This window comes from Pseudoalteromonas distincta (assembly GCF_005877035.1).
GTDB classification, from domain to species: Bacteria; Pseudomonadota; Gammaproteobacteria; order Enterobacterales; family Alteromonadaceae; genus Pseudoalteromonas; species Pseudoalteromonas distincta.
The window spans coordinates 577,796-597,851 of record NZ_CP040559.1 but is presented as its reverse complement, the minus strand read 5'-3'; the positions used below and the strand labels follow the sequence as shown (position 1 = coordinate 597,851).

At 36.5% G+C, this 20,056-nt stretch carries 13 protein-coding genes; 7 read left to right on the top strand and 6 right to left on the bottom strand.

The genetic code is table 11. The annotated features are described in order from the left end of the window. Positions 1 to 6: 6 nt before the first annotated feature. Positions 7 to 4,770, bottom strand: a complete 4,764-nt coding sequence (locus FFU37_RS19380) for a PAS domain-containing protein (protein WP_138490357.1) — start codon at positions 4,768 to 4,770, stop codon at positions 7 to 9. A gap of 251 nt (positions 4,771 to 5,021) precedes the next feature. Between FFU37_RS19380 and FFU37_RS19375 the strand changes: the two genes are divergently transcribed. From FFU37_RS19375 to bfr (FFU37_RS19355), 5 genes are all read left to right on the top strand, one after another. Beyond that, positions 5,022 to 5,900, top strand: a complete 879-nt coding sequence (locus FFU37_RS19375; protein WP_138490356.1) for a cation diffusion facilitator family transporter — start codon at positions 5,022 to 5,024, stop codon at positions 5,898 to 5,900. A gap of 103 nt (positions 5,901 to 6,003) precedes the next feature. After that, on the top strand, positions 6,004 to 7,074 hold the full coding sequence (locus FFU37_RS19370; RefSeq protein ID WP_138490355.1) for a PepSY-associated TM helix domain-containing protein: 1,071 nt from the start codon (positions 6,004 to 6,006) through the stop codon (positions 7,072 to 7,074). A 70-nt stretch (positions 7,075 to 7,144) separates the two neighbouring features. Then, positions 7,145 to 9,280, top strand: a complete 2,136-nt coding sequence (locus FFU37_RS19365) for a TonB-dependent receptor (RefSeq protein ID WP_138490354.1) — start codon at positions 7,145 to 7,147, stop codon at positions 9,278 to 9,280. Between the two features lie 272 nt (positions 9,281 to 9,552). Then, entirely contained in the window at positions 9,553 to 10,023 is a 471-nt protein-coding gene (bfr, locus tag FFU37_RS19360; RefSeq protein ID WP_138490353.1) for a bacterioferritin, read from the top strand. A 12-nt stretch (positions 10,024 to 10,035) separates the two neighbouring features. Then, positions 10,036 to 10,500 carry a bacterioferritin gene (bfr, locus tag FFU37_RS19355; protein WP_002958984.1) on the top strand — a complete coding sequence of 155 codons (465 nt, stop codon included), beginning with the start codon at positions 10,036 to 10,038 and terminating at the stop codon, positions 10,498 to 10,500. Between the two features lie 65 nt (positions 10,501 to 10,565). Here bfr (FFU37_RS19355) and FFU37_RS19350 read toward each other — a convergent pair whose 3' ends face one another. Next, complete coding sequence (locus tag FFU37_RS19350) at positions 10,566 to 10,760, bottom strand: (2Fe-2S)-binding protein (RefSeq protein WP_002960627.1); 195 nt, start codon at positions 10,758 to 10,760, stop codon at positions 10,566 to 10,568. A 342-nt stretch (positions 10,761 to 11,102) separates the two neighbouring features. On the opposite strand from FFU37_RS19350, the gene FFU37_RS19345 reads away from it, so the two are divergent. Next, entirely contained in the window at positions 11,103 to 11,660 is a 558-nt protein-coding gene (locus tag FFU37_RS19345) for a TMEM165/GDT1 family protein (protein ID WP_024597356.1), read from the top strand. A 61-nt stretch (positions 11,661 to 11,721) separates the two neighbouring features. Here the strand turns inward: FFU37_RS19345 and FFU37_RS19340 are convergent, their stop codons facing one another. From FFU37_RS19340 to FFU37_RS19330, 3 genes are all read right to left on the bottom strand, one after another. Next, the gene (locus FFU37_RS19340) at positions 11,722 to 12,246 is read right to left on the bottom strand and encodes a DUF6436 domain-containing protein (RefSeq protein WP_138490352.1); all 525 of its coding nucleotides are present in this window, start codon (positions 12,244 to 12,246) and stop codon (positions 11,722 to 11,724) included. Continuing rightward, entirely contained in the window at positions 12,230 to 13,696 is a 1,467-nt protein-coding gene (locus FFU37_RS19335; RefSeq protein WP_138490351.1) for a methyl-accepting chemotaxis protein, read from the bottom strand. The genes FFU37_RS19340 and FFU37_RS19335 overlap by 17 nt, the downstream gene beginning before the upstream one ends. A gap of 120 nt (positions 13,697 to 13,816) precedes the next feature. Next, positions 13,817 to 14,368 (bottom strand): isochorismatase family protein, encoded by a 552-nt coding sequence (locus FFU37_RS19330; RefSeq protein WP_039488445.1) that lies wholly within the window; start codon positions 14,366 to 14,368, stop codon positions 13,817 to 13,819. A gap of 166 nt (positions 14,369 to 14,534) precedes the next feature. Between FFU37_RS19330 and FFU37_RS19325 the strand changes: the two genes are divergently transcribed. Continuing rightward, the gene (locus FFU37_RS19325) at positions 14,535 to 19,034 is read left to right on the top strand and encodes an EAL domain-containing protein (RefSeq protein WP_138490350.1); all 4,500 of its coding nucleotides are present in this window, start codon (positions 14,535 to 14,537) and stop codon (positions 19,032 to 19,034) included. A gap of 64 nt (positions 19,035 to 19,098) precedes the next feature. Here the strand turns inward: FFU37_RS19325 and FFU37_RS19320 are convergent, their stop codons facing one another. Continuing rightward, positions 19,099 to 19,992: a cation diffusion facilitator family transporter gene (locus tag FFU37_RS19320; protein WP_138490349.1), complete on the bottom strand. Its 894-nt coding sequence runs from the start codon at positions 19,990 to 19,992 to the stop codon at positions 19,099 to 19,101. Between the last annotated feature and the right edge of the window lie 64 nt (positions 19,993 to 20,056).

The window sequence follows — 20,056 nt, the reverse complement described above, 5'->3', positions numbered from 1 at the left end:
TTTACCTTAAATATACTGCTCTAATTTATCTTTTAAAATATCTAATTGAATCGGTTTGCTCAAGTAGTCATCCATTCCAGCGGTTATACAACGCTCTTTATCAGAGTCCATTGCGTTAGCCGTAATAGCAATGATCCTAATGTTTTTGTGTTGTATACCCGCCATACCTTTACGTATAGCTGCAGTTGTAGCAAAGCCATCCATAACTGGCATCTGGCAATCCATAAGAACGAGCTTAAAGAAACCAGAATCGTGAGACTCTAATATATCTATCGCTAATTGACCATTTTCGGCAATTGTAACGTCACAATTAAGCTTTTTGAGCATTAATGTAGCCACTTGCCGATTAATTGGATTATCTTCTACAAGTAATATTTGGGTAGGTTCCTGCACCTTTTCTTTTTTAAGAGAGGAAATATAGCCTGAAGTAACAAGTGGGAGTGTCTCATCTGCATCATTACTTGTTATGACTGACAGTGCAGAAATTAAATCGGCAGTGGTTACAGGTTTGGGGAAATATGCCTGAAAGCCTGAATTAGAATAGCGCTGCGCACCTTCCATACCAGCAATACTGGTCATCATTACAAGTGGCATTGATTTATAATCTTCATGTGCTTTTAGTGCTTTACACAGCTCTATGCCATCCATTCCTGGCATTTGCATGTCAAGGACTGCAATATCATACATGCAATTGTTACTTTTATACTGCTGCGCGCACATATCAAGAGCTTCGCGTGCGTCACATGCAAGCGCAACTTTAGCGCCCCAGTGCTCAAGCTGCTGTGAAATTACAATTCGATTTGTCTCGTTATCATCAACAACCAAAACGGTTAGCTCTTCCATATTAATATTAGGAATATAACGTTCTTTTTGATCTCCCGGAGTTAGCATTATAGTGGCAGTAAAAGTACTCCCTTTACCGGCTTCGCTAGTGAGAGAGATGGCTCCCCCCATTAGCTCACAAAGCTGCTTACAAATAGCCAGCCCTAAGCCACTGCCTCCATATTCACGCGTTGTTGATGCATCGACTTGAGAGAAAGGGGTAAATAATTGCTCTTGTTTTTCTAAACTTATTCCTATGCCTGAGTCCTTTATACTTACAACAAACTCTAAACCTTGAGCTACTTTATTAATTTTCGCGCTTACAACAACCTCGCCTTGACTCGTAAACTTAACGGCGTTGCTCAATAAATTAGTAATAACTTGGCGAATGCGCCCAGGATCGCCGCATAACTGCGAAGGCTCTAGCGCTACCAGATCCAAAATAATTTCAATACCTTTGTCTTGAGCTGTAAATGCTTGTGCGGCAGCAACTTCACCAATTAAATCACGTCCATTAAAGTTAATTTCTTCAAGCTCGATTTTACCTGCTTCAGCTTTAGAGAAATCTAAAATATCATTAATTACACCCAACAAAGAATGTGCACTTTTTTTGGCTATATCTACTTTTGTTTCTATTGGTTTAGATAACGACTCTAATTGAACAAGCTCTAGCATGCCGAGTACGCCATTCATCGGCGTTCTAATTTCATGGCTCATGGTTGCTAAAAATTGGCTCTTAGCAATGGCTGCATCTTCAGCTTTTACAAGTGCTACTTTTAGCTCCTCACTAATTACTTTTCGTTTTTGAGAAACTAAAGTGCTTCCCACTAAAGTAGCTAATGAGCGAAGATACGTTTCTTCACTTTGCGTCCAGTTATGATGCTCGCCTACTGTCTCAGCGCACAAAATACCTAAATTACCATCGCCTGTTGCAATTACAGCATCAAGCATCGATTTAATATTTAGTGGTGTTACATATGCTTCAATAAAATCAACAGTTGCTGAGTGAGTATAAACATCATCAATAGCCACTAAATTATGTTTATAAATAGCATTAAAATAAGCTGGGTAGTCTTTAGCAGTTAAAATAGCGTCGGTATCTACAAACCCTTGACCATTTATATATAAGCTATGACACTTCAACACATCTCGTTTTTCGTTAAAGATCCATATCGAAGCTCGTGTAACATTTAGCACTTCACACATAGATTTAACGGCTAGCTTTTTAACCTGTTCTACATCACTATTTTGCACTTCAGGTGCGACTGTAAGCGCGGCTAAATTTTTGTTATAACGATTTGCTTTTTCGCTCTCAAGTTCAAGTCGTTTATGTGCATCAATACTTTGAAATGAACCAAACACACGTACACATTTACCGTCTTTAAGCTCAGCTTGGCCCATTGATTTAACCCAACGCTCTTGCCCCGAATAGGTCAAAATAATAAGCTCTACGCTCCAGCTTTCACCTAAAGTCACAGCGCATTCAAATAAGGTACTTATAGTGTCTCGGTGTATTCCTGGTTTATAAAAATCAATAGCAGTATCTATCCTCGGCTCAAATCCCTCTGGTACTTCGTGGATAACTTTAACTTCATCAGACCAATAAAGAGTATGCGCATCTAGGTCCATCTCCCATGCACCAATCTGTCCTTGCTTACTCATTGATTCAAGCAGGCTTTGCTGACGGCTTATTTTTAATTGTGTATTGTAACGCTCTGTAATATCTAAAATAAATCCATCTAAATACAATATGCTGCCATCATCTGCGTAAATGGCTTGGCCTTTTTCATTTACCCAATGTAAGGAGCCATCGCGGGCTGTAATCCTATACTCAACAGACCATGACTGTTTTGCACTAACACAACGTAGAATTTCATCTTTTATTTTTTTAGAATCGTCTTCGCATATCAAATCAAAAAAGCTGGGGGGTTCATCATGTATCAACTCATCAGGTGAATAACCTGTTATTTCACTCGCTTGCTCGCTCATATAAAGCATGCTTAATTTTTCATCAAACTTACATCGATAAATAATGCCAGGGATATTTGATACTAAAGATGCAAACCTATCGCGGCTTCCTTGCAGCTCAAGCTCTGTAGATTTTCGTTCTGATATATCTAAATGCGTACCAATCATACGTTTTGGAGAGCCATCGGTATTCCACTCAACTACTTTTGCAGTATCGAGTACCCAAATCCAATGTCCATTTTTATGCTTCATGCGGGCTTCACTAACAAAATAGTCAGTCTCACCGGCAAAGTGCTCTTGAAGTTTTTTATTTGATATCACTAAGTCGTCTGGGTGAGCATAGGTATACCAAGTATTTATAGTACAAGGTTCAATCTCACTGAGTTTGTAACCTATTATCTCGGCCCAGCGGTTATTAAACGTCACTTTATTCGTATCAATATACCAATCCCAAATACCCACGGCTGTTGAGTCTATCACTAGCTGTAACTGTGTTTTGTGTTGCTCAAGCTCTAGCTCTTGTACTTTAAGGGCTGTAATGTCATTACGAATAGCAATATAGTTTTGTGGTATACCGTTTTCATCTAAAAATGGTGCAATTGTCGTATCTACCCAATATATTCCACCATGCTTAGCTTTATTGCATATTTGCCCGTTCCAGATATCACCACGTTTAAGCGTTTTATACATATTTTTAAAAAATTCTTTTTCGTGTTTCCCTGAATTTAAAAGGCGATGGTTTTGACCTATTAATTCGTGTTCATCGTAGCCACTAATCTCACAAAATTTCTTATTTACAAAAGTGATGGTGCCATGCAAATCAGTTACAGCAACAATAGCGTGTTCATCTAATGCACTTTTTTGCTCGGCTAATTGTTTTAATGCAATTTGAAGTGCAGAGCGTTGCTTTTGTAATATACTTTGTTGCTCTTCTTTTACGGCTACTAAATTACGTAAACCCAATGAAAGCTGGTTAAACTCAATACTGTCGTTTATTACAGGGACTTTTACCTTGTCTCCTTTTGTAATACTTTCAACAATTTTAGCTAAGTTAATTAAAGGTCTAGAAAGTCGACGCCCAAACCACCACGATGACGTTAATATAAGCAGCAATGCCCCCGCATTTGTTAATAAAGCAAGCTGTTTATAAAAATTAGCACCTTGTAGTGCAACTTCTTTTGGTTTTGTTACAAGTAACTGCCATCCAGATTCATTTAAAAACTCTAGAGAATCAATATACCCGTATAAAGTCTCTTCATTTTTATTACTGTAAGAAAAAACACGTTGCGTTGGGGAGCCGTTTTGAGAGAAAAATAATGGTTGAAAATCTTCTGAATTATTATTTTTTTGAATTTTATTATTATGCATAACATAAAATGTTATGTCTTTATTTGCAGCGTGTATTTTACTTAGATTATTTAATAAGCCATTTAAATTTATATCTGCAAGCAATATGGCTTGTAGCTTATTTTCGGTATTTACTAACGGTAAGCCAATAATATGATACTCACGCCTTGAGACTGTCATTGACTGAAATTGGATTTTACCTGTATTTTTAATACCAGAGAGTATGTTATTAAAACGTTGATCTTTAATAATATTAAAAAAGGGTGATGAAGGTAGTGATTTAACGAGGTTTACATCAATAAGTTCTACATTATTAACAAAGTCGTACTGCTCAACAAATTGCGCTATTAATTGTTGTTTTTTAGTCGGGCTAATATCAAACTGCGCCCTAAGCAAATATAGATCCTTAACATGCTCTGCAAACCAAATATCAGCAAATTGCTTACCTATATTATTAAGCTCGTTAAGTTCAGCGTCTGCATTTTGCTTAAGCGTGCTATTTACATGTCCAAGGCTAAACCAAGTAAGTATACAAAGTGGCCCTAAGGCTATAATTATAAAGGTTATAATTAACTTACTTCGAACAGACTGTCCTTTACCTGTTAATTCACCAAAGTTTAAACCTTTGTGCATGCTTAATATCCAGCAACTTATAATCATTTAATATTACTTACATTAATGCACTAAATATATAAAGACGCAAGTTTTGAGCGGTAAACTCCTTAAAAAATGGGTGTTTAGCGTTACAATATTAAATTCACACTTTTTAAAATATACGCCTTTATTACTAACTTATAATTAGATTTATTGACGCTACCACATCTGTAGCGGTTTTAAACCAGCCATGATATGAGCAATATTCAATTAATACATTTGAGGTCATTATGGCGCACGATCACTCACATAGTCATGTAGACGAAAACCAGAGCGATAAACAGCTAACAGTCGCTGTGGTTATTAATGTATTGCTAACCGTAGCCCAAGTTATTGGCGGGGTATTTTCGGGCAGTTTGTCACTTATAGCCGATGCACTTCATAATTTAAGTGATGCTGCCGCTATATTTATCGCGCTCGTTGCACGTAAAATTGGTAATAAACCTGCTGACACCACTCATCATTTTGGCTATAAACGCGCTGAAATACTTGCCACACTTTTTAATAGCAGTACATTGATATTAATTGGTGTGTATTTAATTTTTGAAGCCATTTCGAGCTATTTAAACCCTCAACCAATTAATGGTTGGATAGTTGTGTGGGTGGCAGCAATAGCGTTGGTAATTGATTTAGCAACCGCATTTTTAACCTACCGAGCTGGCGCAAATCACAGTATAAATATAAAAGCGGCCTTTATTCATAACGTATCAGATGCAATGGCATCTATTGTTGTTATTATTGCAGGCACCTTAATTATTTTATACCAGTGGTATATCTTTGATTTAATTGCCACTGTGCTTATTTCTCTTTATGTAATTTATCACGGCATTTTACTATTAAAGCAAAGCTGCAAAATTTTAATGCAAGCAGCGCCTAGCAACGTTGATACAGATGCAATATCACATGCTATTAGTAATGAATTTAATATCGAATCGGTAATGAGCATTAAGCTTTGGCAACTAGATGATAAAGAAAATTATTGCGAGCTTATTATTAGCACCCAGCACGTAATTGATTTAGCCGCAGTTAAAAGTTTTTTGCACGACAATTTTAAAATCGAAAATTGCATAATAGAAATCCAATCTATTACAAATAAAAGCCTAATTTAATGTTCTTAATAACAAGCTAAACCAAATACACAACTTATTTAATTGAAAACAGCTCGTATTATCATTTACAATATTGTCATTAACTCATAATGAGATACCGTTTTTGAAACTTTGGTTACGTAGAATTCATTTAGGCCTTGCCCTTATTAGCGGACTATTTTTATTAATAGTGAGCCTAACCGGTGCTGTTATGATTTATGCAAAAGACATACAGCACCTAATAGAGCCTGCAAAATGGCAAGTAACACCCCAAAAAAACTTAATGCATTACGATGAACTTATACAAAATGTACAAGCTCAAACTAAGCAAAAAATCACCTTTTTTATGCCCGAACAAGCGCCAAACGCAGCATGGCAATTTCGGTTAGCCAATAAACATTACGCCAGTGTTAACCCCTACTCTGGGAGTGTACTAAACGTCTATGAATCAACCGATACGATTTATGGGTTTGCTATGGGATTACATCGTTGGCTGTTGTTTGAAAACAGTAAAGGTGAAAAAACCTTTCGAAATTGGATGTCGGTATGTGCATTGCTACTTTTAATAAATGTATTACTGGGCTTTTATTTATGGGTAAAGCCCAAAAACAGAGTTAAACGTTTAGCTATAAAACCAAAAGCCAAATTTAGAGTGCTCATGTATCAATTACATACAGTGCTTGGTGTTTACTTTTTTATACCGCTTATGCTGATTGCCTTTACTGGTATGGCATTTAACTGGAAAACACAAACTCAATCGGTATTAGAATTTGTGACCTTAAACAAGGTAGAACAAAGACCTAAAGCACCAAAAGTAATAACCCCTTCTCAAGCTACTTTAAACTACAATGAAGCAATTAAAAATGCAGAGAACGTATTTCCAGACGGTAAATTATATAGAATTTACTTACCTAAAAAGGATGACGAAGCAATTGCACTGAGAATGCAAAACCCTGGCGAAAGTCACGCTTACAGCTGGGTTTGGACTAACCCATTTACGGGTAAAGTATTAAACTCATTTGACGCCAGTAAAACAAACTTTACGACGAAAGCATGGAACTTCAAATATAAGTTTCACATTGGTGATTTTGCAGGTCCTATCGTGCAGTTTTTATGGTTATTAATAGCCCTTTCACTCGCATTTTTTATTGTAAGCGGTGTATATTTTTGGTTAAAACGCCATAAATGGAAATAAATCTCATTAACACTTGTGCCGTTAGTTGATAATAATTACCATTACGTAATTATTATCAACTAAGACACCCATGTTAAAAACTTCGCTTTGCCTTATTGCTGTTGCAATAAGTACTAACACGTTAGCAAATGAAAATAATAAAAATGAATACAATTCTGATCAATTTGAGCATGTCATTGTTTCAGGCAGCCGCATATCAGAAAGCATTGACGAAGTACCAGCCTCGATCACCGTTATTAATCAGCAACAAATACAACAGCATTTAAAAGTAAGCTCAGAATTGGGGAGCTTACTCGCGCAAATGGTTCCAGGGCTAGCCCCAGATACAGGCAGTTCAAGTAATTCAGGACAAACACTACGCGGCCGCGCGCCATTAATAATGATTGATGGCGTACCGCAATCAACCCCTCTTCGTAATGGTTCTTTAGGCGTAAAAACACTTGATGCAAGTGCCATAGCGCGCATTGAAGTCATAAAAGGTGCAACGTCTATTTATGGTAATGGTGCCTCAGGTGGCATTATTAACTACATAACCAAACAGGCTCGCAGTGATGGTAAACCTGAAGGTGAAATAAGTATTTCAAGCCGCTTTAGCGCTGTTAAGTTAGCAGAAAGTGGCGGCGGTAGAGTATCAGCCGCAGTAAACGGTAAGCTCGGCCAACTAAGCTACCTGTTAACGGCAAGCTATGAAGAAAACGGTGTACAACGCGATGCACAGGGCGATATTTTAGGCTTACAATACGGTTTATCAGACTCTGAGACTCAAAACTATTTTACCAAACTAACTTATGATTTTGACGACGAAAAGCAACTGCAGTTTAGCTATAACTATTTCAGCTCACAGCAAAAAACTGACTTAGGTGATATTACTGGCGATGGCAATATAGGGGAAAAAACATACGCTATTCACGTACCCACAGAACTACAAAAGCAAGGTAAGCCGCAAGGACCCGATGGCAACGTTAATATTACTCTAAAATATGTTGACTACGCGTTGTTTGAAAACACACAAATGACCCTCGATCTTTATAAACAAGATATAGAAAACGTATTCTTTTTCTCCACTAACCTAGCTAATCTTGATGAAGGTTATAGCGGTGGTCAATCGGTTATTAAATCAGACAAGCAAGGCGCAAGAGCTACATTTAATAGTCAGTTTGATTTTGAAAACGTAACAGCCACCCTAATCTACGGTATTGATGCCTTAAACGATAAAACATCGCAACCTTTAGTAGATGGCCGTGTGTGGGTGCCAGAAATGGACATGGAAAGTGTGGCTGGCTTTTTACAAACCAAATGGGTAATAAACGACGATATTATTGTAAAAGCAGGTGTAAGAAACGAAAGTATTGATTTGAGCGTAAGTGATTACCAAACATTAAAACTGTGTAGAACCCCTTCGCAATGCTCAGTCCCATTAAATGTGCGTGGTGATACCATAAACTATGACGCTACAACGTATAATGCAGGCATAAAATACAATTTAACAGATGCATTCAGCCCATTTTTTAGTTATTCACAGGGCTCTGATATTTCTGATATTGGGCGCTTGCTTCGCGCTGCAACCGTTGACGATATTGCACTTATTCAAACACAAGCCTCAATAATCGACAACTACGAAGTTGGTTTTACTTCACAGTTTGAAAACGTTCGTTTTGAATTTGCACTGTACAGAAGTACTTCAGAGCTTGGCACCAGTAATGAATTTAACGAAGTAACGGGTGTTTACGAACCCGTACGCGCACCGCAAGAAATATGGGGTTACGAAAGTTTAGTTAATTATACTATTAATCAAGATCTTAAATTAAGCGCCACATATAGTTACGTAGAAGGTAAAAACACCGAAGCTGATGAATATTTAGGGGCAAAACAAATCAGCCCACCGAAAGCCACTGCTAATTTAACATGGAAAACTAACGAAAAGTTATCACTTGCAATGAGTTTTTTATATGTAGGTGACAGAAAGCGCTTTGATAAAAATGCACAGGGCCAATACTCTGGCGATCAGGGCCCTGTTAGTAGCTACAACACATTTAATTTAAGTGGTCAGTACAACGTTAACGCCAGGTGGAGTGGCTATTTTGGTATCGAAAACCTATTCAATAGTGATTACTACCCTGCCCGCGCACAATCTTACACTTACGGCGGCTATAACATCAAAGGATTAGGAACAACGGCTACCCTAGGTGCTAAATACCAGTTTTAATTAGTGATAGACTCAATAAATAGGCATCAGCATGCCTATTTATTTAAAAAGATAATATGAAAAGCAGTATCTCTACTTATTGTTTATAAATACCTCTAGTAATCTTTCTCAGATACTAATACAAATAAAAAACTGTCCACAAACCAAGCAGTAACGCAAACTTAAATAAGAATCAAAACCAATAGTAACGCAATGATTTTTATAGAGAAAACTTGCAATACAGGCTATTTGTACTACACTACATACAATTGAAATAGTTAAGGCGATTTATCATGAAAGGTAATCAACAAGTAATCGATGCGTTTAATACATTGTTAGCTAACGAATTAGCAGCAATCGATCAGTATTTTATACACTCGCGCATGTATGACGACTGGGGTTTAAACAAACTATACGAGCGCCTTAACCACGAAATGGAAGAAGAAAAAGATCACGCAGACTGGCTTATTAAGCGCATCTTGTTTTTAGAAGGTGTACCAAATATGACTAAGCGCCGTGATTTACTTATCGGTAACGATGTAAAAAGCATGATGCAAAACGATTTAACACTAGAGCTTGAAGTAGTTGCGTGTGTTAAAGACGTCATCGCAATATGTGAAGAACAACAAGATTATCAATCTCGTAGCATTTTAGAAAAGCTGTTATTTGATACCGAAGAAGACCATGTTTACTGGTTAGAGCAACAACTTGGCTTAATTGATAAGATTGGTTCTGAAAATTATCATCAAGCACAAATGGCTTAGTAGGAGCATATTATGAAAGGCGATAAAGACGTTATTGCAGCGCTTAATAAAGTACTCGCTAATGAGCTTGTTGGTATTAACCAATACTTTTTACATGCACGTATGTTTAAAGATTTTGGCTTTACACAGCTTGATAAAGCAGACTACAAAGTATCAATTCAAAAAATGAAAAACGCAGATCGTTTAATTGAACGTATTTTGTTTTTAGAAGGCTTACCAAATCTTCAAGACTTAGGCCGATTACGTATTGGTGAAAACAGCGAAGAAATGATTGCTGCTAACATGAGTTTTGAACTCGATACTATTGATGAGTTACGTAGCGCAGTTAAGCTGGCTGAAAGTAAAAAAGATTACATTACCCGCGAAGCCCTTGATCACATTTTAAATGAACAAGAAGAGCAAATTGATTGGTTAGAAACCCAACAATTACTTATTAAAAATACGGGTATCAAAAACTACTTACAGTCTCAACTGTAAATAGTAACAAGCATAAAAAAAGCAGCTAAAAAGCTGCTTTTTTTATATCTAAATTTTATATGTAATTAAGCAACTTGATCCGTTACATCCGCAATTTGAATAAGTCTGCGATTAAGGATCTTTTTGGTACAACCACAACACTTACCGCATTGGCTGCCTACTTTAAGCTCTTTAGTTAATTCACGCATGGTCGTTGCACCATCGTCAATTGTTTGCTCAATTTTTTTATCAGTCACACCGTGACAAAGACAAATATACATCAATACAAACCGTGTTAATTACAATCAATAGATGCATACTAATCTAAACGACAATTGTTATCAATAGCTTCTTCACTAATAAATATAAATTATTTATTAGAATATGGTATTTGTTCTCTTAACTATATTTACCTAAAAATAAAGTTATGGAATAATGGCCGCCTCTTAGGGGAGTAGCCCGCTCAGTAATGAGTAAACTTATCAACATAATTGCACCTCATGTGCATGGTAAGTTTGTAATGTTGTAGCAAGCGTTATCGGCGAGACCTAGGTAGACACTATCCTCATGGCGGGAGATAGTTGTTTGCCTTGGTTTAGTATTCCCGCCTGTAAGAATCAATAATGGAAGTTTTTTTAACCTCAACCGTCACTGTCACTCTTGCCGAAATTGGCGATAAAACCCAGCTTTTATCGCTCCTGTTAGCTGCCCGTTTTCGTAATAAAGGCGCACTTATTCTTGGTATTTTAGCCGCAACTTTACTCAATCATGGCCTATCAGCGTGGTTTGGGCAGTGGTTAAGTAATAGTTTTTCTTCTGAATATTTACCTTGGCTTGTAAACATCAGCTTTATTGTTGTTGGCCTTTGGCTATTAGTTCCAGATAAAGACGAAGATGTAAGTAGTAAATACGATAGCTACGGGGCTTTTTTAGTTGCTTTTGTATTATTTTTTATTGCAGAAATTGGTGATAAAACACAAATAGCGACAGTGTTGCTAGGCGCACAATATCAGTCTGTGTTTTGGGTAACGGTAGGAACCACGTTAGGTATGCTAATTGCTAACGTGCCTGTTATATATGCTGGTAATGCATTACTAAAAAGAATATCTCTAAACACCGTACGTGCTATTGCTGCTTGTGTGTTTGTGTCATTGGGTATTTATGGCTTAGTTACAATTTAATCAATGTTAAAGCTCGAACCTATTAATTTAAGTGCGAGCTTTAGTTTTTTCTGCACGTTATTTATGCATTATTTACACAATAACACCCCTTGGTTTGCGTAATTAAAAGGTTGGAATTAAAACCTGCAGCTAAATTAGTGACCGCAGTTTCAACAAAGCCACTTCCTTGGGCACACGCTAATCCTTCAGAGAGCGGACCGGCATAAACAAACTCACCGTTTTTATTAATAATAACGGCGGCAGGCGTTGCCGGAATAACGTGTTTAAGCTTTGGTGTTAATTCAACTTGTACAACCTTCATAGCTTTATTGGCAGCAAAGGAGCTTAACGATGAAATATGCGGCTTAGCCTGTATGGTGCACCCGCAATTTTTTTCAGTTATAAGCACTAACGACGCTTCATTAGTGTCAACCCAGCCCAATTGCTTTTTAAAGTTATTAAACCAGTGCTTTTGCAATAAAACTTTTGAGTTATCAAACGGTTTAAGTTGCTCTAACTGAAAATAAACTAATCCTGCAACAACACAAACAAGCCATATAGCTATAAGAGAAAATACAAAAGAGTTAGATTTATTTAAACTTGGCAATGCTTTGCTCTAATACATCAATACTTACATCGATTAACTGCACCTTAGCGGTTAACTGCTGCACTATTTGCGTATCTTGGTACTGATTTTGGCGCATAGTATCAGTACTGCTTGCTATTAACTCGGTATTACCTGCCTGCTCGGCTACCACTTGTGCAACTGAGTCAGAGCTTGAAGATACTGCGGCTATTTGCTCGCTCATTGCTGAAATATTCTCTTTCATTGCAGCACTAATACTTGTTAAATCAACTACAAAACTCACACACTGACTCATTGATTGCGTTGACGTTTTACTATTATTAACAAGATCTTTTAATGTAAGACTAATTTTATCTGTTGTTGCTTTACTGTGGTTGGCCAAAGATCTTACCTCATCAGCAACAACAGCAAAACCTCGACCGTGTTCGCCTGCGCGGGCTGCTTCAATAGCGGCATTTAAAGCAAGTAGGTTTGTTTGCTCAGCAATGCCTGATATTTCATTAAGAAGCCCTGAAATAACATCGCCCGCTGCCACTAAGTGATTTATTTTTTCTTCGGTATGGTTAAGCAGTGTTAACAACTCTCTACTTTTAGCGTCTGTTTGAAGCACTTCTTTTAATGCATCACCTGCAGATTGTGTAATATGGTCAACTTGGCGCTTAAGCACCTCACTTTCTTCTTCTACAAGTTTAAAGCCATTGGCAACTTGAGCGCCAGAATTAGCAATATCATCAGTTTGTTGCGTACGTTGAACCGCTCCACTCGCTAACTGATCGTGAACATCAATAAGCTCTTGTGAGTTTTTTTGCAATGATTCTGATTGAGTTTGTACCTGTTTAATAACATCAGATAAGTAATCTAGTAATGTGTTAAATCCTGCTACAGCTTCGCTTTTAGTGTCATCCGCGCGAAGAGAGAGTTTAATGTTTTCAGGATCTTTCATTATTTGTTCTGTCGCATAACTTAAAGATAAGCCCGCACGACGTTCCCGTTGCAGCGTTTTTGCAATATAGCCTGCAACTAATACTTCAACTATTGCGTATCCAGCATGAATAAGCACCGTAGTAAAAGCAAGCCTATCAGGGTCAAATACGTAAAAACCCGTATTTTGAGTTTGTAAATAATAAAAAGATAAATGATGAACCGCTACAAAAATAATAGCGGTAATAAACACTCGCCACTGTACAAACATTATAAGTACAGCCATTAAGATAAATATTTCAAAATGTACTTCGATTAACCCAAAAGCCTGCTGAATATGTAAAAAAGAAAACATCATTATTGCAGCTGCAACTACATGTGCAGTGATAGGGTTATCTGGCTGTGTTTTAAGTAACCAGATAGGGAGTAAACAAAGTGGTAGTCCAACAATAAATGCTTGAGTTAACGTCCCAAAATACAAACCAATCCCTATGGATTCAACAAATAAAAGACTAAAAATTATGGTAAATAACCGAGTGACACTAGACATAAAACCCTTTAATAAAATTTGTAGTGTATTAAACACGTTAGTATATGTACGTCGCAACATCTAAATTGGAGCACCTCCCCAAATAAATATCATGCACGTTATATAAAAATTTTCAAAGCCTTACTTAATTATAGGCAGTATTTTCTTAAACGTAGGCGTTGCAGCTTTTTTTGTCCATTGAAAAATAACTATTTCAGCGCATGAAATTACAGCACCAGCTTGGCGTAGCTGTTCAATCGCCAAATTTTTATGTTGCGGGTTTCTCGAACCAACTCCGTCGTAAACAATAATAACTTCAAAGTCATTTTCTATTAAATCTAAGCATGTTTGTAAAACACACACATGTGCTTCAGTTCCCACAACAACAACTTGCTTTTTACCATGGCTTTTTAACGTATCAACAAAACCAGGCTCTGCACACGCACTAAAGTACGTTTTATGAAAATACGTGGCATTAGATAACGTATTTTTAATTTGCTGATTAGTCTCGCCCAAACCTTTCACATATTGCTCCGTTACTAAACATGGAACGCCATGAATAATACCCGCTTGAGCTAACTGCAATGTGCTTTTTAAAATATTCGGAAAATCTTTAATTGCAGGAGCAAGCAACTCTTGTAAGTCTATAACTAATAACACGCTGTTTTTTGCATCAACATTAGAGAAAACCACTATACTCTCCTTCTAAGCATTTACTATTATCTGTATAGAGTAGCTCACTATTTAAAAATAGAACTTTTAGCGTTATGTATATTATTTGTAATTAAAAAATAAAAACTTATGCTATATTTACTATCTAGCTATGCATCATCCTATCTTCCACTGAGAGTGTTTATAAGTGCGTTTGAGCAAATTTTTTTTTCATATCACCATTACTTTTTTACTATGCATCCAAAGCACTTTTGCATCACAAAACTATGCTCAGCAATTACAACGAATTTCTACTGACGAAGGCCTATCGCAAAGTTACGTTTTGCAGACTCAAGAGGATGATATTGGTTATATTTGGATAGCAACCCAACAGGGTTTAAACCGTTTTGATGGTTATAATGTAAAAACTTTTAGTGGCGGCTTTGGCCTAGATAAACACTATATTTATGCATTATTTAAAGCCGAAGACGGAAAAATCATTGTCTCAACAGATCTTTCTGGTGCCTATATAATAGATCCCCTCACTTTAAAAACCGAAAAAATCTATTCTGGTCAAATAGATAAAGAACAAAAAATGTTCTCTCCAATCTCTGCAATGACTCAGCAACAAGGTACTTTTTACTTCGCCATAGATGCCCAAATATATACATTTGATGAGACGAGTAAACACTTTACATTTAAGCTAACCCTGCCAAATAAAGGTGACTACATTCGGTCATTAACAATATATAAAAACACTTTATATATTGGTACAAATGATGGTTTATACACTGCAAATATAGATAATTCAGAACTTGTAAAAATACCTCTTCATCCCCCTGAAAAAAATACGATAGATAATGTAAACGTCAAATTCTTAAGTGTTGATAATGAATTAGGACTACTTGTTGGTACTGTTGAAGGCATGTATCAATTAGCATTCGATAATACCAAAAATATATCTGCAGCAAATATTACAACTTTAATTCCTGATTATAATATATGGGATTATGCCAATACTGTTTACGGGGAGTTTGTAGCAACCGAAAGTGGATTGTTCAGTTATCACCGCGAAACCAAAGAACTAGAATTCGTATTAAATTATGAAAAAAGTAAGTTTAATATTAATGAAAACTCAATAAACGATCTAATGGTTGATAAGTCCGGCGTACTTTGGCTCGCATCTAGAACCCAGGGCGTGTTTACATGGCCAATTAAAACCCGACGGTTTAAACACATTACTTTACCCGGTAACAATACTATTCATGCCACCTACCAAGACAAAAATAATATTATTTGGTTAGGAACAGAAGATGGAATTGCACGGTACGACAAAGCAACAAATAAAAGTGATGTATATCTGAGCTCAACCGACTCAAAAGCAATATACGGGGCATCTGCCGTTTATGATATTTTTGCGTCTTCAATTGGTGATAATCAATTCCTTTGGCTTGTTACTTTCGATGGTTTTAAACTGTTTGATAAACAAGCGGGTAAAATTATTGAAAATAAAGACACAGAAAAAGATGTAATTAACCAATCCAACTTATTTGGCTTTGCCCAGTTATCTGCAGACACATATGCATTTATGTCGGATGATAATTTTTATGTTTTTAATGAAACAACAGGAAAAACAAGAATTATTAAGGGGCTCAAAGAGCAAGTCGATCCTTTATTTTCTTACGCTTTTTATAAACACCTCGACACACATCCTGAAGAGTTTGTACTTGGCACATCAAAAAGCTTCCTTAGGTACAACGAAAAAACGAAAACTTTAACGACTATATTTCAGTCTTTTAATCCTAAAGAAGATATTTTTTACACTGTAGAAAACTTTTACTTAGACTCAAAACGAAAAATTTTATGGTTAGCAACCACTCACGAAGGTTTGCTCGGCGTTGACCCCGTTACTTATGAAAGAAAGCACTATATAGGATTAAAAAATTCGTTTAATACTGATTCTATCTATTCACTACTTCCTGATGAAAACGGCTTTTTATGGGCAAGTACCGACAATGGTCTGTATCAAATAGACCTAGATACTCTCAATGTAGTGAGTTTTTCAGTAAAAGACGGTTTGAATATAAACCAATTTACACCAATAGCGGCAGCAACACTAAGCGATGGCAGGCTTATGTTCGGCAGCAATGCTGGAGCCTTACTTCTTGACCCGATAGACTTTAATGAAAAAGAACAACTACAAAAAAGTAATCTAGCCATTACTGATATTAGCCTCCTTACTAGGGAACTCAATTACAATCCTCATAAATACCTTAGCAAACCACTTGAATTAAATTATGAAGACATGGGATTGACGGTTAGCTTTTCTAAATTCTCTTACCCTAATATTGATAAAGCATATTATAAAGTAATCCTTTCAGGGCCTACGTCTCTTACATATGAAGATTTACAATCTAATCAAGTATTTTTCACAAAGCTTCAACCTGGTAATTACTCACTAAAAATATCAGCACATAATCGTGATGGTATTATTACAAGCGAGCCTACAACACTTAATATCAACGTGGCGTATGCTCCTTGGAAATCGCCCATTGCTATAGCCACCTACATTATTTTAATACTTGGGGTGTTATTTTTTATTTTTTGGCAGTATCGCAGCCGCCGAGTAGCAATTGAACAAGCCCATAGAGCGACTATTCATTCGCAAAAGCAAACAGAACTCGCGCTTAAAAATAATAAAAGCGGCGTATGGGATTATAATTTTAAAGACGCTTCCGTAAATACGCTCAGGGGAAGTGAATTAGGCTATACAGACTTACCTGAACGCGTGCATATAGATCAATTTTTAGCGCTTATACACCCAGACGATCGACGTCGTTTTGAAAACCAATGGGAAAACTACTTCAAATACAAAAAACAACAAAACTGGCAAGCAACTTACCGTTTACAGCATAAAAATGGCCATTGGCTTTGGTATCAAGATACAGGGCAAGTTATATACGACCCTCAAACAAATGAGCCTCTATATGTTTCTGGCATATATACCAATATCACCGAGCAACGAGCTAATGAGCAACAAGCAAAAATTTTAGGTGAAGCGTTTAGCCAAATAAACGATTGGTTACTTATACTCGATAAGCGTTTAATGCCATTTTCTGCGAACAATAGTTTTATTGAAACATTTTCAAACGAGCAAACGGCCACCAAAATTAGCCCTAAATTGTTTATTAAAGCAATTGGTAAAGATAAGTGCAGAGAGTTTGCTAGTATTTTAAAAAAATTAAAACCAACTGAAAACTGGCAAAGTGATGTTTATATAAGAACAGCAAGAAATAACGAACACCCAATACATATAAGTGCCACAGCTGTAACAAAAGACACTGCAAGTTACTATGTGATTGTTATTACAGATTTAACTGAACAAAAACGTGCTGAAAACGAACTGCGCTATTTGGCTAATTTTGACCCTCTAACGCACCTACCTAATCGTAGTTTAATGTATCAAAACATTGAAAAGGCGATTAAATATGCCGATAAAAACAATACCCAATGCGCATTATTATTTATTGATTTAGATAAGTTCAAACCTGTTAATGACTCTTTTGGTCATGCAGTGGGTGACAAGTTGTTATGTAATATTACCCAAAGAGTAAGCGGTATGCTTAGCGAAAACGCTATACTTGGCCGCCAAAGTGGTGATGAATTTTTAGTGCTGATTCAAAATATAAAATCACTCCAATCTCTTCGCGATACCGTAAGAAAAATTAGTAATGAATTAGCTAATAAAGTAATTATTGAAGACTTCTCTATTAATATTTCAGCCAGTATTGGCGTAGCTCTATACCCATTCGATGCTGTAACCACAGATATACTCATTCGTAATGCCGATGTTGCAATGATGCACGCTAAGCAAGGCGGGAGAAACGACTTTAAGTTTTTTAGCGATGAAATGAATGAGCTAATAAAACAAAAGTTACTGCTTGAAAATGATTTAAAAGATGCAGTAAAAGACAACCGATTTTTTAATCACTACCAGCCTATTATCGACATAGAAGAGAAAACAATAAATGGCGTGGAGTTACTCATGCGCTGGAAAAATGAAGGCCAGTTAATATCTCCAGCTCTTTTTATTCCTGTAGCTGAGGAAACCGGTTTAATAGAACTTCTTACTGAGCAAGCCTTGCACCGTTCACTAATTGAACTTGCGCCTATACTCAGCGAAAACCCGTTGTTTTATATATCTTTAAACTTATCGCCTAAACACATTTTAAAAACAAACATAACACAGCGGTTAATGGCTATATTAGCGGACTCTCAAGTTCATCCAAGACAATTAAGGCTCGAAATAACAGAGAGTATTTTATTAGAAGATAAGCTTAAAGCAGCCAAACAGCTGCAAAACCTAAAAGCTGCTGGGTTTAAATTACTACTTGACGATTTTGGTACAGGATACTCATCACTCACTTACTTAAGCCAATTCCCTATTAATGTTATTAAGATAGATCAGAGCTTTGTAAATAGTATTGGTATAGATAAGGGAGATGAATCAATTATTAAAACTATTTTTTCATTGGCAGAAAACTTAGATCTATACTGCATTGCAGAAGGAGTAGAAACGCGCGAACAGATGCTCTTTTTAGCCGAGGTTGGCTGCCATGTATTACAGGGTTATTACTTTGCAAAACCAATGAATGCTAAAGACTTACGTAAAAGCGATTGTTTTAGCAATATCATTGATTTGATTTGATTTGATTTGAAACATTAAAAGCGTGCTAATCATTATTACACGCTTTTATATTAATTAGATGCTATTAATGGATATGATGGCATTCATGGCTTTCAATTTGTAATACACTATTACGTACATTAAATTTTTCGGCTAATAATTGCTCTACCTTCATACGACACGCTTCATCATGTTTTTCAATCGTACAATGTTGTTTAAGGACAACGTGTGCGCCTACTACAATACCATTATATTTACGCGTTACAGTGACGTTATGGACATTATGAACATGTTCCATATCTGTAATTTTACTTTCAATATCAGTAACTTTAGGAAGTTTCGCTTTATTTAGGCGTAAACCTTTTATACAACTAATTATCACCTTAATACCGGTGAATAATACGAAAGAGGCGATTAACATACTCGATAAAATATCGATTACAACCCAGCCTGTGAAATATATAAGAATACCGGCAACAAATGTCGATACGGTAGAAATCAGATCAAAGAATGAATGTAAAAATACCGCGTACACATTAATACTCGCTTTGCGGCCTTTATATAAAACCCATGCTGCAGCCCCATGAAATAAAAAACCAATAGCAGCAATAACCGACATTAAATAACTATTGATAGCCAGCTCATTTCCTTCATGTTGGTGTATATAGCGCTCACCACCTTCATACAAAATAATTAAACTGATTGCTAGGTATAACAACCCGTTCACCAGACCGCCCAAAAGCTCGGCTCTTTGATGACCATCGTTATAGGTTTTGGCAAAATGAATAGCGAGACTTGATGCTATCAGTGCGATGAATAACGAACTATTGTGGACAAACAAATGCCCCGCATCAGCAAGAACCGCAAGCGAATTAGAATAATAAGCACCTATAACCTGAATTACCATAAACGAACACGTAATTGCTAGCGCAATGAGTAACCGACGACGAGAAGCTTGGTGTGTAGTGATTTCTGTCATGAAATGCTTGAATAACCTATACTTAAAATGCAAATAAGCCAAAGATGGCTTAGAGTAGAAATGG

Bases quoted from the DNA above. Each gene is read 5' to 3' on its own strand.
- FFU37_RS19380 (WP_138490357.1), bottom strand. From the start codon at position 4,770: ATGCACAAAGGTTTAAACTTTGGTGAATTAACAGGTAAAGGACAGTCT.
- FFU37_RS19375 (WP_138490356.1), top strand. From the start codon at position 5,022: ATGGCGCACGATCACTCACATAGTCATGTAGACGAAAACCAGAGCGAT.
- FFU37_RS19365 (WP_138490354.1), top strand. From the start codon at position 7,145: ATGTTAAAAACTTCGCTTTGCCTTATTGCTGTTGCAATAAGTACTAAC.
- bfr (WP_138490353.1), top strand. From the start codon at position 9,553: ATGAAAGGTAATCAACAAGTAATCGATGCGTTTAATACATTGTTAGCT.
- bfr (WP_002958984.1), top strand. From the start codon at position 10,036: ATGAAAGGCGATAAAGACGTTATTGCAGCGCTTAATAAAGTACTCGCT.
- FFU37_RS19350 (WP_002960627.1), bottom strand. From the start codon at position 10,760: ATGTATATTTGTCTTTGTCACGGTGTGACTGATAAAAAAATTGAGCAA.
- FFU37_RS19345 (WP_024597356.1), top strand. From the start codon at position 11,103: ATGGAAGTTTTTTTAACCTCAACCGTCACTGTCACTCTTGCCGAAATT.
- FFU37_RS19335 (WP_138490351.1), bottom strand. From the start codon at position 13,696: ATGTCTAGTGTCACTCGGTTATTTACCATAATTTTTAGTCTTTTATTT.
- FFU37_RS19320 (WP_138490349.1), bottom strand. From the start codon at position 19,992: ATGACAGAAATCACTACACACCAAGCTTCTCGTCGTCGGTTACTCATT.